Source organism: Methylocella tundrae (genome assembly GCF_901905185.1).
Lineage (GTDB): Bacteria > Pseudomonadota > Alphaproteobacteria > Rhizobiales > Beijerinckiaceae > Methylocapsa > Methylocapsa tundrae.
Genome location: NZ_CABFMQ020000142.1, coordinates 110,608 through 124,055 on the forward strand (window position 1 = coordinate 110,608; position 13,448 = coordinate 124,055).

At 61.7% G+C, this 13,448-nt stretch carries 11 protein-coding genes; 3 read left to right on the forward strand and 8 right to left on the reverse strand.

The annotated features are described in order from the left end of the window. Positions 1-24: 24 nt before the first annotated feature. The 5 genes from scpB to MPC4_RS19680 all read right to left on the reverse strand — a co-directional run bounded on the left by scpB (position 25) and on the right by MPC4_RS19680 (position 6,749). Positions 25-783: an SMC-Scp complex subunit ScpB gene (scpB, locus tag MPC4_RS19660; protein WP_174514014.1), complete on the reverse strand. Its 759-nt coding sequence runs from the start codon at positions 781-783 to the stop codon at positions 25-27. Continuing rightward, positions 780-1,580 (reverse strand): segregation and condensation protein A, encoded by an 801-nt coding sequence (locus tag MPC4_RS19665; RefSeq protein ID WP_174514015.1) that lies wholly within the window; start codon positions 1,578-1,580, stop codon positions 780-782. The genes scpB and MPC4_RS19665 overlap by 4 nt, the downstream gene beginning before the upstream one ends. Positions 1,581-1,725: 145 nt before the next feature. Continuing rightward, positions 1,726-3,138: an SPOR domain-containing protein gene (locus tag MPC4_RS19670; RefSeq protein WP_174514016.1), complete on the reverse strand. Its 1,413-nt coding sequence runs from the start codon at positions 3,136-3,138 to the stop codon at positions 1,726-1,728. 191 nt (positions 3,139-3,329) lie between these two features. Beyond that, a complete protein-coding gene (gene argS / locus MPC4_RS19675) occupies positions 3,330-5,123 on the reverse strand; it encodes an arginine--tRNA ligase (protein WP_174514017.1) in 1,794 nt (597 codons plus the stop codon). A 408-nt stretch (positions 5,124-5,531) separates the two neighbouring features. After that, positions 5,532-6,749 carry a deoxyguanosinetriphosphate triphosphohydrolase gene (locus tag MPC4_RS19680; protein WP_174514018.1) on the reverse strand — a complete coding sequence of 406 codons (1,218 nt, stop codon included), beginning with the start codon at positions 6,747-6,749 and terminating at the stop codon, positions 5,532-5,534. Between the two features lie 157 nt (positions 6,750-6,906). On the opposite strand from MPC4_RS19680, the gene MPC4_RS19685 reads away from it, so the two are divergent. Next, complete coding sequence (locus MPC4_RS19685; protein ID WP_174514019.1) at positions 6,907-7,251, forward strand: HesB/IscA family protein; 345 nt, start codon at positions 6,907-6,909, stop codon at positions 7,249-7,251. Positions 7,252-7,414: 163 nt separating this feature from the next. Next, positions 7,415-9,316 (forward strand): hypothetical protein, encoded by a 1,902-nt coding sequence (locus tag MPC4_RS19690; protein WP_174514020.1) that lies wholly within the window; start codon positions 7,415-7,417, stop codon positions 9,314-9,316. Positions 9,317-9,418: 102 nt separating this feature from the next. Here the strand turns inward: MPC4_RS19690 and MPC4_RS19695 are convergent, their stop codons facing one another. After that, positions 9,419-10,822 (reverse strand): AtzE family amidohydrolase, encoded by a 1,404-nt coding sequence (locus MPC4_RS19695; RefSeq protein WP_174514021.1) that lies wholly within the window; start codon positions 10,820-10,822, stop codon positions 9,419-9,421. Beyond that, on the reverse strand, positions 10,819-11,022 hold the full coding sequence (locus tag MPC4_RS19700; protein WP_174514022.1) for a DUF4089 domain-containing protein: 204 nt from the start codon (positions 11,020-11,022) through the stop codon (positions 10,819-10,821). Before MPC4_RS19700 ends, MPC4_RS19695 begins: the two co-directional genes overlap by 4 nt. 332 nt (positions 11,023-11,354) lie before the next feature. Here MPC4_RS19700 and hpxZ point away from each other — a divergent pair, with 332 nt between their 5' ends. Beyond that, complete coding sequence (gene hpxZ, locus MPC4_RS19705) at positions 11,355-11,741, forward strand: oxalurate catabolism protein HpxZ (protein ID WP_174514023.1); 387 nt, start codon at positions 11,355-11,357, stop codon at positions 11,739-11,741. Between the two features lie 87 nt (positions 11,742-11,828). On the opposite strand, the gene MPC4_RS19710 is transcribed toward hpxZ, so the two are convergent. Further along, positions 11,829-13,439 carry a regulator gene (locus MPC4_RS19710; protein WP_244629125.1) on the reverse strand — a complete coding sequence of 537 codons (1,611 nt, stop codon included), beginning with the start codon at positions 13,437-13,439 and terminating at the stop codon, positions 11,829-11,831. Positions 13,440-13,448: the final 9 nt, after the last annotated feature.

Sequence of the window (13,448 nt, forward strand, 5' to 3'; positions counted from 1 at the left end):
ATTTCCTCTGAAAACGTCTTGACGTCATTCATCCTCATCGGCGTCAGACGCAGCCGGCTGCGGTTCATCCGGCTCGGCGGCGCCATCGGCCTCGAGCGGATCCTCATCGGCGCTGAGGGCGTCATCGTCAGAGGGTTGCGGAATGGCAAAGCCCGACGGCAGACGGCCGTCGAATAGGCCCGCGCCCTTCAACTCCTCGAGCCCCGGCAGATCCGTAATGGCTTCGAGACCAAAGTGGATGAGGAAATTTGTCGTCGTGCCATAGGTGATTGGACGGCCGGGCGCACGCCTTCGCCCGCGCAGTCGCACCCAGCCCGTTTCGAGCAGAACGTCGAGCGTTCCCTTGGAGATGGCGACGCCGCGAATATCCTCGATTTCGGCGCGTGTCACGGGCTGATGGTACGCGATGATCGCCAGCGTTTCGAGCGCCGCCCGGGACATGCGTTTTTGTTCGCCCTCGCCGCCGGCCAAGAGCCAGGCAAGGTCCGTCGCGGTGCGAAACATCCATTTTCCGCCGACCCGCACGAGATTGACCCCGCGCCCGCTGTAGCTCGCCTTGAGATGGTCGAGCGCCGCCTTGGCGGAAACGCCGCGCGGCAGCCTCTTCTCGATATCCTCTTCAGCGAGGGGCTCCGGCGCCGCGAACAGCAGCGCCTCGGCTATGCGCATCGCCTCGGCGAGCTGCTGGTTTGCTTCGGCCGGCTCAGCTGTGCCGCCGTTGGCGCTCGCGGGAAAAAGCCTGGCGATTTCTCCCATAACGAGCCCTCCGTCCTGCCCTGTCATTGAATGCTCCGGGGATCTTCATCCGCCGGCAATTTTTGCGATTTAATCCAAACGGGCGCGAATGGCGCATCCTGCCGGATCGAAATGAAGCCCTCCCGCGCCATTTCAAGAGTTGCGGACAGGGACGACGCCCTGATTGTCCGGCGCACTTCCGCCGTTGTGCAAAACTCCAATAGAAACGAATCGAGCACGGTCCAGTCGACAGCGTGGCCGACGAGCTTCTCCAGTTCGCCCCTCGCCTGAGCCAATGACCAGACGAAGCGCTGTTTCAACGTAACGCGCGTCAGCGCATGCTTTTGGCGCCGCTGCGCGTAGGCCGACAAAAGATCATAAAGGCTCGCCTGCCACTGTGGCGCGCCGTTCGGGTCCGCCTGTTCGGGCCGGCCGCGTGAAAACACGTCGCGTCCGAGCCGCGGCCTCGCGACCAAAGCCTCGGCGGCGGCTCTGATCGCTTCGAGCCGGCGAAGGCGCAATTGCAGGGCCTCGGCCAGTTCCTCGGCCGCCGGCTCCTCACTTTTTTCCGTCTGAGGCAGCAGAAGCCGCGATTTCAAATAAGCGAGCCACGCCGCCATGACCAAGTAGTCAGCGGCGAGCTCCAGACGAAGGCTCCGGGCGGCTTCGACGAATTCGAGATATTGTTCCGCCAGCGCCAGCACGGAGATTTTCTGCAGGTCTACTTTCTGCCGCCGAGCAAGATCGAGGAGCAGATCGAGGGGCCCCTCAAATCCTTCGATGTCGACGACGAAAGAGCGATCTTCCGCCTCCGCTTCGGGTCGTGGCTCAAAATCAAATTCCAAAAAGGCCGCTCCCGTCGATCGATTCGATCGATTCGATCAAGTCATCGAGCTTGACCCGATCGCGCCCGCGCCGCAACAAGCCTCTTGCGCCCGGACCTTCAATCCACAGGAGCGGGGCGACGAACGCGCCCCGCTCGCGCCAGCATCAATTCTTGGCGACGAAACAAGCGCCTCCGCTGCTCTGGACTTTCTGGCAGAGCGCCGTGGCTTCCTCTTTCGAGAGGCCGACGGATCGCACGCGATAGACTGTTTTTTCTCCGCTGATAGCCTTGCGGATCGCGGGATGGAAGCCGGGGATCTCGCCTCCGTATTTCTTGATGAGGCGCATCTGAATCTCACGCGCCTCCTGTTCCGAAGCAGGCGCTGCGAGCTGCGCCGCATAGCCGCCGCCCGCCACAGGACTCGCTGTGACAGGGGCGTCGTCGGCTTGAGCGGCGGCGACCTGCACGGGCTTTGCCTTCGTGGGCGCGGCCGTCGCATGTGCGGCGTCGGCGCCGCTGGCGACAGGCTTCGGAGTTGTGGCGACGCGCGCCGTCGACTTCGGGGTCGCGGCCTTGGCCGTCGGCGTTGATGGCTGATGCGGCGCTGACGCAGCCGGTGGCGGCGCGCCCGTTGTCTGCGGGGGCTGGTCGTTCGGCAACAAGGTTCCATCGGGGCGCACCGAGATGGTCTTGACTTTTTTTGGCTCGATCAGCCCGGCGATGCCGAGCGGCTCGGAAGATTGCGTTTGCGCCGCATGCGCGGGAGGAGCGGGCACGGGAACGCTCGCGGCCCCGGATTGCGCTCCATTCATGGCAATGACGCGTGGCGCGCGGTCTGGCATTTGCGACAGATCGACCGGCTGTTCGGCTCCATCGGCGACGGCGACGGGCGCCGCCTGCGGCGTGCGGTTCAGGATCGAGGCGTCCTCGCCCGGCGCGTCGGCTTTGCCGGCGCCCTCCGGCTGGATCTTGACTGGTCCGTCAACGGCCTTGATCATGGCGATCTGATGCGAAGACGAACCGCCCTTTAGCGCGAAAGTCGCGCCGATCCCGCCGATTCCCGCAAAGATGATGGCGGCCATGATATAGAGTGGACGGCGGGAACGACGTTCCGGCTCATAGCCAAAGCCGGAGGCATAGGGATCGTCGTCTTGGTAGCGCCAATCGTCGGACCGATCCTCCGTCGGATAATTGTTCAAATCGTCCGGGCGCGAGGCCTGCTGCGGGCGCCCCGTCCCGCGCAGACCTGCCTCGATGGAAGCGAAATTTCCGCTGATGAGGCGCTCCTGCTCCGCGAGATCATCCGGCGTCGGTTCGCGCCAGCGCTCCGATTCATAGGCGTCCGCATAATCGTCATGCGTTTCCGCCCTGCCGGCTGAAGGTTGCTGACCCTTCTGCTCGAAGACGGCTTTATATGGGTCGGCCTTATAAGGGTCGTCATCCTGGCCGCCGACAAGACGCGCCAGCTCCGCCAATGGATCTTCATCGGCGCTGCCGGCGGCGTTTGGTTGGCGCAGACGTCTTTCGAACTGCTCCAAGTCGATCATGGGGCGCCGCTTTGCAACAGTCTCGCGCATGCTCACCTACCTCCTGCCGCATTTACGCAACGGCGCGCTGGCCCAAAAGGCCGGCGATTTCAGTGCTCGAGCGGGGGCGCGGCCCGCGGCGAACCTGTCACTTTTGCCGGTCACGCTTTTCAGAGACTTGCGTCCTCTATAACCGGCTTCAACCCGCGCGTTTCGATGCCTTCGACGAAGAATTTTGTGGTCTAGCGCATTTCGTCTGGAGCGCTGACCCCAAGAATACCAAGGCCAGACGACAATACGGCCGCCAATACCGTTACCAAACCCAGCCTTGCAATGGTTAGATTTGGCATTTCTTCATTAAGAAATCGTAATTGTGGCTGATCTTTGCCGCGCGTCCATTGCGCATGCAAAGTCGACGCCAGTTCGTGGAGATAGAACGCCAGCCGATGCGGTTCGTGCGCGAGGGCGGCGGCCTCAATGACGCGGGGATATTGGGCGAGAAGCTTCACCAGCTCAATCTCGCCGCGATCGTTGAGCAAGCCGAAATCGGCCCCGGCCAGCCCTTCTATTGACAGATCGATCCCGGAAATCGTCGCATATGCTTGACGCAGCACGGATTTTGCCCGCGCATGGGCATATTGTACATAAAAGACGGGATTGTCCTTCGACTGTTCGATGACCTTGGCCAGATCAAATTCCAGCGCCGCGTCGTTCTTGCGAAACAGCATCATGAACCGGACCGCGTCGACGCCGACTTCATCGACGACTTCACGCAGTGTGACGAAATCGCCCGAGCGTTTCGACATTTTCACGGGCTCGCCGGCGCGCATCAATTTGACCAGCTGGCACAATTTGACGTCGAGCGTGGCGGCGCCTTCCGACAGGGCTTCGACGGCGGCCCGCATCCGCTTGACATAGCCGCCATGGTCGGCCCCCCAGACATCAATCAAAAGCCGGTAGCCCCGGTCGATCTTGGCCTTATGGTAAGCGATATCGGACGCAAAATACGTGTAGGAGCCATCCGATTTGAGCAGCGGACGATCGACATCGTCGCCGAAAGCGGTCGATCTGAACAAAGTCTGCTCGCGATCCTCCCAATCCTCGATCGGCTGGCCCTTCGGCGGCGTCAGACGCCCCTCGTAGACGAGCCCGCGCCTGCGCAGATCGGCGATGGCCGCCGCCACCTGATCGCCAGCGTCGCCACCTGTCAGCGATCGTTCAGAGAAAAAAATCTCGTGTTCGATCTTGAGCGCGGCGAGATCCTCGCGGATCATCGTCATCATATCCTCGATCGCGACAGCGCGGACGTCAGCGATCCATGCGCTCTCGGGTAGGTCGCGGAGCTTGCCGCCAAAACGCTCGACCAGGGTTGCGCCAACGCTTTTCAGGTAATCGCCGGGATAAAGTCCCTCCGGAATCTCGCCGATCGGCTCGCCCAGCGCCTCCAGGTAGCGCAGATAGGCGGAGCGCGCCAAAACATCAACCTGCGCGCCGGCGTCGTTGATATAATATTCGCGGGCGACGTCATGGCCCGCGAACTGGAGCAGATTGGCGAGCGCGTCTCCGAAGACCGCGCCTCTGCCATGTCCGACGTGCATCGGTCCCGTCGGATTGGCCGATACATATTCGACGTTGGTCTTTTCGCGCTGGAGCTTGCCTGCGCCGTAATCGTCGCTGTCGGCTTTGCCAAAATCCGTCCCCTGCTCCAGCGCAGTGTGAAGAATGCGGCTGAATGCCTGTGGCTTGAGGCGAATATTGATGAAGCCAGGCCCGGCGACCTCGGCCTCAGCGACGTCGGCGTCCTCCGACAACGCGAAGGCGATCTCGGTCGCAAGCTGACGCGGATTGCCGAACGCCGCCTTGGCCTCCTTGGCGTAGACCATCGCGGCATTGGCGGCGAGATCGCCATGCGAAGAGTCGCGCGGCGGCTCGACCACAAAACGACCGAGGTCGAGGTCGCGCGGCAAACGCCCGTCTGCGATGATCTTCCGCAGGATGCCGGCGATACGCTGGTGAAAATCGGCGAACACATTCATTTCTATCGACTTCTCATAAATCGGCGCAGCGCGCTCATGTGGCCGCGCCGGCGCCCGCGGCCTTGAAACAGACCGGATCAAGATGGAAGATCATGAAGGCCTGAGGCTTTGCCTTCCCGGCTCCGGCTTGAGCAGGTTTTATAATATCCAGCAGCGCCAGATCTGGACCGCGCCAAGATCAGGGAAAACATCGCGCGGACGTCGCCTTGTAAGCCATTTTGCGGGCCGCGGGCCTTAAAAATCGCTCTATCCTTTTGTTTCCGCGCATTTCTTCGCCCGAACCGGCAGTTCGCTTCGCTTGGAGACGCGGGCGCCCGCACTTGCGACAAAGGCCGCAGATTGCAGTTAAGATCATCTGCTAAAACAGTGACATAGACGATGCTCCCCAAGTTGGGAGCGATGGGTGCTCTAGCGCAAATCCGGAGCCTCGTCAAAAAGCCTGCGGTGCTCAGACACGGCATAGCGATCGGTCATACCGGCGATATAGTCACAAACGACACGGGCGCGGCGCCCCTCGTCAGCGCCGATTCTCAGCGCCGCTTCGGACCATTCCGCGGGCATTGACCGGGGCGCGTTCAAAAAGCGCGGGAACAGATTGAAAATGATCGTGGCCGCCTGATCGCGGACCCGGATGAGACGCGGATGGCGATAAAGGTTTTGGAAGAGAAAGTCTTTGATCTGTCTTTCGATCCTCGCGGTCGAAGGCGAGAATCCGATCACCGGCGCGCTCTGCGAGCGCACGTCCTCCGCGCTGGAAACGCCTGTCTTTTCAAGCCGCCGCCGGCTTTCATCAATGGCATCCTCGATGAAGAAAGTGATAAGGCGGCGCGTCAGCTCATGAATGAAACGGGACGGCTCCAGGCCAGGGTAAAGCTTTTCAATTTCACAGCCAAGCTCGCGTAGGAATTGAACTTCGGCGATGTCGGATATCGCGATCAGCCCGGCGCGCAAACCATCGTCGATGTCATGAGCATTGTAGGCGATGTCATCGGCCAGCGCCGCGGCCTGCGCCTCGGCCGTCCCAAACCGGCTGAGATCGAGGTCGGAGATCGCGTTATATTCAAGAAGCGCGGCGGGAAGCCCGCGCCCGGCGTAGCGCGCGACCGGGCCGCCGCTGGACAGCAAGAGCGGCCCATTATGCTTGACCAGCCCCTCCCGCGTCTCAAATGTCAGATTGAGGCCATTGAAGGCGGCATAGCGACGTTCGAGTTTGGTCACGATGCGCAGCGTCTGCGCATTGTGATCGAAGCCGCCATAGGGGCGCATGGCGGCGTCGAGCGCATCCTCTCCCGCGTGGCCGAAGGGCGTATGGCCGAGGTCATGGGCGAGCGCCAGCGCTTCGGCGAGGTCATCGTCAAGCCCGAGCGCGCGGGCGAGCGAGCGCGCGATCTGGCCGACTTCGAGTGAATGGGTGAGCCGCGTGCGGTAATGATCGCCCTCATGCGGAATGAAAACCTGGGTCTTATGGGCAAGACGCCGGAACGCCGAGGAATGAATGATGCGGTCGCGATCGCGCTGAAACTCCGAACGCGAGGGGGACGCCGGCTCGCTGACAAGCCGGCCTCGGCTGCGCGCGGGATCGGCGGCGTAAGGCGCGCGAACCGGAGGAAAGGCTGAGGGCTGCATGAAACTCGATTCGTCGGCGGGCTTATTGCGGTCGCGAACGCTGCGACCTATGTTCTTTATTTCACGGTGAGGCAAGCGGCGTTGGTGCGGCGTGATGCTTGCATCGCCGCCTTGAAATCCGCCGCAAAATCCGCCGAATGTCACCTTGAGGACAATCATGAGCGAAGCCGCAGTTGAAGCCCCCGTCGAGATGACCGAAAGCGCCGTGCTGCGCATCGCAGAGATTTTGAAGAGCGAGCCCGAGGGATCATTCCTGCGTATTGGCGTCGATGGCGGCGGCTGTTCGGGCTTCACCTACACTTATAAGATTGAAACCGAACGCGCGGAGGACGATCTCGTCCTGGATCAGGACGGCGCATTGGTTCTGATCGATCAAATCTCTCTTGAGTTCCTGCGCGGTTGCCGCATTGATTTCATCAATAATCTGATGGGACGGATGTTCAAGATTGAAAATCCCGCCGCGACCGCCTCCTGCGGCTGCGGTTCGAGCTTTGCGGTTTGAGCTGAAGGACGGAACGTCCCCGCGCCTAGCGTTTGAGGGGTTGTGGCTTTATATGGACGACGCGGCGCTTTAATCGAGCAGCCTGTGGGACCGCGGCGCCTATTGTGGATGTGTCGGCGCGCCTGCGGGGCCTTCGAACCCGTCATGCGCCTCGCGAGGTCTCATGAAGTCCAGAACTTTACTCGGCGGCGTCGCCCTTTGCGCCCTCGCCGTCGTCTCGCTCGAAGCCGCGGATCGGTACGCTTTCCGTCAATCGGTCGCGGCGGTCGCCTCCCGCGTCGACGGTCTCACCTTCAGCCGGGTCATCGATGAGCCCTGGCGCGGCGACGCTCGCATCATTGGCCTCGACTGGCGGCGCAAGGACGTCTCGCTCCATATCGGCGCGTTGAAATTCGCCGCGTCGGCGTTGCTGCCGCCGATCGCCGCGGCGCTTGCCGGGACGGGTTCTGCAAGCGCCGAGGACGTCGTCATCGAGACCGGCCTCGCGACCTATAAAATCAAAAAGATCGAGCTTTCCGGCGCATCAATTTCAAATTCGGATCTTTTGGCCCTCTTCGACGCGAAAGCCGCAAAGCCCCTCGCCGAACGGCTGGCCGCGCTATCGGCCGCGGCGATTACGATTCCTGAAATGACCGTCGAGAGCAAGGTGGGAGCGGCAACGCAAAAACTGACCTATCGCGACATTGCGCTGAACAGCCTTGTCAATGGCAAGGCCTCCTCCGCCAGCGCCGCCGGCGCCAGCTTTTCACTTTCCAATCCTCAATCCGGCGACGTCGGCGGCGCTTATGGCCAAATGAGCGCCAAGGATCTCGACCTCGTCCTTGGCGCCAGAATCCTGACCGAAACGCGCGATCGGGCCGACGCGCCCAAGCTTCCGCTCTACAATTCGCTCGCCATCAATGGATTTCATCTTGGCAATGCGCATTTCGATCTTGACGTCAAAAACCTGACCGTCGGCGCTGTGAAGGCGCGTCCGGAACTGAAACAACAGGTCGAAGCGAGCACGGTTGAGGCTCAGCCGCCGCGGACAGCGAAAGGCGACGTCCTGAGATTGCTCGATTGCTTCGAAGTCGACGACGCCGCGGCCAGCGCGCTGAAACTCGAGCTCAATAAGGATGGAAACGCCGCCACCTTCACGATGGCGCAGGCGTCGATGACGCGCCTCGACGGATCACAGATAGATTCCCTCGATGGGAAAGAGCTCGCACTCGACGGCGCCGCCGGAAGAATGGCGGTCGAGAGCGTCAGCTTCCGCGGCATTGATCTGCGGCCTCTCTCGAGCGCCGATCACGCGCCGGATTTATTGGGTAAGGATCTGCGGCCGGACTTCGAGGAGATCGTGGTGATGAAGTTCGCCGCCGACGCGACTTCCGCCAGCGAAACAGCAAAATCCGCCGGCTCATTCAAGGTCGAGCGTTTCGACATCAGGAGCGCGGCGCAAAAGGACGACTCCGCGTCTGGTCTCGACGTTGCGCTCGATCATTTGGTCTATCCCCTTGATGAAGGCGGAGACGGCGGGGCCCTGCCCGCGCTCGCCGCCATGGGGTATTCCCGGCTCGATCTGACGAGCCGCCTCAATGTTGTCTGGACGCAGACGTCCAAGCAACTCGCAATCAATGATTTCTCGCTTGAGGGCGCCGATATGGGCGCTCTCAAAATGACGGCGTTGATCGATAATGTGACGCAGGATCTCGCCTCAAACAATGAGCAGATCGCCGCTGCCGCCGCGCGCAATCTCCTCGTCAAAAAGATCGACATTCGTGTCGAAAACGGTGGCCTCTTCGACCGGTCTCTCGCAGCCCAGGCGAAAAGCCAAAAGAAATCTGTGGATGAGGTGCGTCAGTCGGATCTAATGGCGGCGACTTTCGTGTTTCCGGCCCTGCTCGGAAACAATCCCTCCGCGCGCCTTCTTGGGTCCGAACTCGCGAAATTCATCGTAGAGCCAAAAAGCTTTAATCTCGTCGCGCTGGCGCCGGAAGGGTTTGGCCTCGCCGACCTTGAACTGGTCAAAACGCCCGGAGCCTTGCTGAAGAAGATGGCGATCACGGGCTCGGCAAATGAGTAGCTGGCGGCTTTCGATCTGCTGCGCCAAGGACTGAATCAAGGCCTGTTTAGCTTGCTCTAATCCGATTAGTCGGAGTGGAGGGACCAGACGCCTGGCTAGGGTCTAGGTCCGCAACATTGCGACCGGCGCCTTCGCTACGCCAATCGCTTCCAGCGCCGCCGCGACCCGCATTATGAGGTCTTCCCGCCAGGCCGGGCCGATGATCTGGACGCCGATCGGCAAACATTCGCCGTCGCTCCAGACCGGGACCGTGACGACAGGCAAGCCGATGAACGAGATCGGCTGCGTGTAAAGGCCGAGATGCGCGCGTACGGCCATCGTCGTCCCCGCTATCGTCATTTGAGATTGGCCAAGTTTGGGCGCCCGGCAGGGAGTCGCGGGTGCGAGAACCACATCTACAGTCTCGAAAAGCGCTTCCGCCTCGCGCTGAAACCAGCGCCGAAATTTTTGCGCCTTGGCTACCCAGGCGGCCGGGATCATGGCGCCAGCCATCAATCGATCTCGGACTGCTGGATCGAAGTCGGCCGCCCGTGTCCGGAGCCGATCGAGATGCAGCGCCGCGCCTTCCGTCGTCGTGATGAGGAAGGCGGCCGCCCGGGCGCGCTTCGCCTCTGGAAACTCGACGATGCGCGTCGCGCCCAGGGCCTTCGCCACGCGATCAACGGCGGCGAACGCTTCTTGATTGCCGTTCTCGGCGAAATAGCCCCCGGCGACGCCGATTCGCAGCCCCTCAGCGCCGCGATCGAGCAGCGCCGATACGTTCTCGACCGGCTTTTGCGCGCAACCCGGATCGTCGGCGTCCGGTCCCTGCATGGCGTCGTAGGCGAGCGCTAGATCGGCGATTGACCGCGCCAATGGGCCGAGATGGTCGAGACTCGCGACGAATGGAAAAGTGCGCGCCCGCGAAAGGCGGCCGAAGGTCGGCTTGAGGCCAAACAATCCGCAGAGCGAAGCAGGCACGCGGATCGAGCCATTCGTGTCCGAAGCCAAGGCGATCGGCACGAAACCGGCGGCGACCGCACTGCCCGATCCTCCTGAGGAGCCGCCCGACATATGATGCAGATCATGTGGATTGCGTGACGGGCCGTCATGAATGTTTTCGCCCGTGAAGTCATAGGCGTATTCGCCCATGTTGAGGGCGCCGATACAGATCGCGCCGGCGGCCTCCAGCCGCTCCACCAGAGCTGCGTCTCTCACGGCCGCGGGGTTATCCCGGTTTATACTGGAGCCGGCGCGCGTGACGAGGCCCTTGACGTCGAAAAGGTTCTTTACCGCGAAGGGCGCGCCCGCGAGTGGTCCCAGCGCATCGCCCCCTGCCTTCGCCGCATCGACCGCCTGTGCTTTGGCAAGCGCTCTTTCGGCAACAACTGCGGTGAATGCTCCAACTTTATGGTCGAGCGCATCAATTCGCCCGAGCAGACTGCGCGTCACTTCGACTGCGGAGAGCGAGCCGGCCGAGATGGCGCGTGCGATTTCGGCGGCGCCTAGTTCGGCGATGCCGGTCATGCCCGGAAAACCTCCGCCGGCTCCTCGTGATCGTCGAGAGGAAACGATATGACGAGTTCCGCAAGCGCCACCGTCAGCTTCAAATTGGCGACGATGCCGGCGCGATAGTCCTCGATGGCGCCAAAGCCGAGAAGCGGCGCCATTGCGGTGACGAGCGCATCTGGATCGAAAAGTTCGCTCTCGCTCAGCGGCGACCTCATGAAAGTTTGTGAGCGCCGCGACCAGCCGCCGTTGCGCTCAGTGTCGCGATCATAACAATGACTTCAGCCAAGAATCACCCAGATGAACGGATCGTTCGCATGTTCGAGCCGGGATGCTTTTCTGGTACACGCATCGGGCTCCGGATGCAATGCTCGGCGGTTGGTCGCCAATCCGCTGCGACCAAAAACAGCTAGGTCTGCGAAAAGCGGGCGTGATCTAACAGGGCGGGTTGAAGCAATCTCGACTTCACGCGATCCTCCGCTCAATCACGCCAACAGGATTCGAAATACGCTACATGTGGATCGGCGCGCCAGAAAGGAAACCCATTCCCATGCACCCTATCAATGACCCCGATGTTGTTGCGGAAGTCGAGGACGCTTTCAGGCGATACGAAGCGGCGCTCGTCTCCAACGATGTCGTGGCGCTCGACGCCTTTTTCTGGATGGACGAACGCACGATTCGCTATGGCGGAAGTGAGAGCCTCCATGGTTATTCGGCGATCGCCGCCTTTCGGGCCGCGCGCTCCCCGGTCGATCTCGCGCGAACGCTGGAAAACACGGTGATCACCACTTTCGGACGCAACTTCGCCACCGCCTCGACGCTGTTCCGCCGGGCGTCGGCGCCCGGCCGGATAGGGAGGCAGATGCAGACCTGGGTGCGCATGGACGAAGGCTGGCGGGTTGTTGCGGCGCATGTGAGCGTGATAGCCAAGCCGTGAGGCCTGTGAATGGAGGCAGACGGCGCCAGCCCGGCTCGTCCACCGAAGCGGCCGGGACCTTCGGAACCGGCCACCCGATGGCGCGCATCACACTTTGACCGCGCTCACCTGCGACTCTCCGTGAGGCCGTTCGGCGTGGGCTATCGTTGCGTGGGGGATAACGCCGACGAGGCGGGGGCAAGCCAGGAGAATAGCTGCTATCCCCAGATAGGCGGTCACAACTTCAGGCGACATTGCAATGCCGACGCCCTCGCCATGGATGAAGCCGAAGAAGGTCAGAACCGCGCCGGCAAAGGCGAAAGCCGCCGCTTTCTTGAACTCCTGATCGATCACATAGACGGTGATCGCGCCGAGGATGATGCCGACCAAAGTTGCGCCGCCGCCGAGCGTCTCGAGCCCCTTGTAGAGGACGCTCGAGTCGGCGAGCTTGTCGACCCCTAGAGCGGCCGCGCTCGTTCCGGCGGCGCCCAGCGCGTTATCGATTTGAGTCTTGCCCCACGCCGCAATCTGCGGAACCAGCGCCAGGACGATGGCGGGCGCATGTCGATGCGGCGATTCCTGGAAAGCCTGAGAGCCGATCAGCATTCCGATATAAAGGAGAATTGGAAGAATTGCGACGATCGGGATGATGGCCGATAGCAGGGCGATGATGCCGAACCATGTGAGGAAGAGAACGATGATCCCGGTGGCAACCGAATAGCCGATCCGTCCCCCCATCGCCTTCCATCCCGGATGGCCGATATAGACTGCGTTGATGAAGGGGTTGCCCATGAGGCACCCGATGAGGCTGACGACCCCATCGGCCGTCAGGACTCGCGTCGTCGGGAACGAGTCGCCAGCGGCGGCGGCGCTCTCCACATTGTCCAGAGCTTCGACGAGATCATAAATGCCGAACGGAATGGCCGTCACGAGAATAACGCCGAGATATTTGAATCCGGCGAAGACATGCCCGACCGCCGGCAATGGATAGGCAAATTGGAAATGGGAGACGGACGCGCCGAGCTTCACAAGGCTGAGGCCGCCATAGCCGAGCCCAAAGAGATTCGAACCCCACGCAATCAATGTGCCGAGCGCAATGGCAACGAGGCCGCCTGGCACGCCGCCGGGATACCGCACCCCGCCGAACCAACTCGCGAGGATCACGGCAAAGCAGACGACGCCGATTACGGGCGTCGAAAAAATCTGCGCGGCCGGGCTCATCGAAATGAAGGTGATTGAGATGCCGGCAAGCGAGCCAAGCAACGCCGCGCGCGGTGTGATCTTGCGGATGGACGGCCCGATGAAGCCGCCGATCATCAAGACAAAGCTCTGCACGAAAACCCAGGTGAGCCCCGCTTCCCAGGCTTGGATCGGATCTTTGGTGGCGATGCCGATAGGCAGCATGACGACGAAGGTGACGACGAACATGTGCGGCACGCTGATGCCGGACGGCAGAGCGCATACGTCTGTGCGGCCCGTCCTCTTAGCGAGGCGGTAGGCGAGCCAGGCATAGTATCCGGTGCTCAGGAACAGCATTACGCCCAACGCCGGAAGAATGCGGTTGAAAACGATTTCGTCGGGCATTTTTATGACGAATCGCAACAGCCCCGTGAGCACCAGCACGTTGACCAGAATGTTGGTGCCGAAGCCAAAGAGTGCATTGATGTCGCCGGGAACCCATAGCTTGGGGTTGGCTCTCAGTGATATGTTCGTGCTCATTCTGAGCCT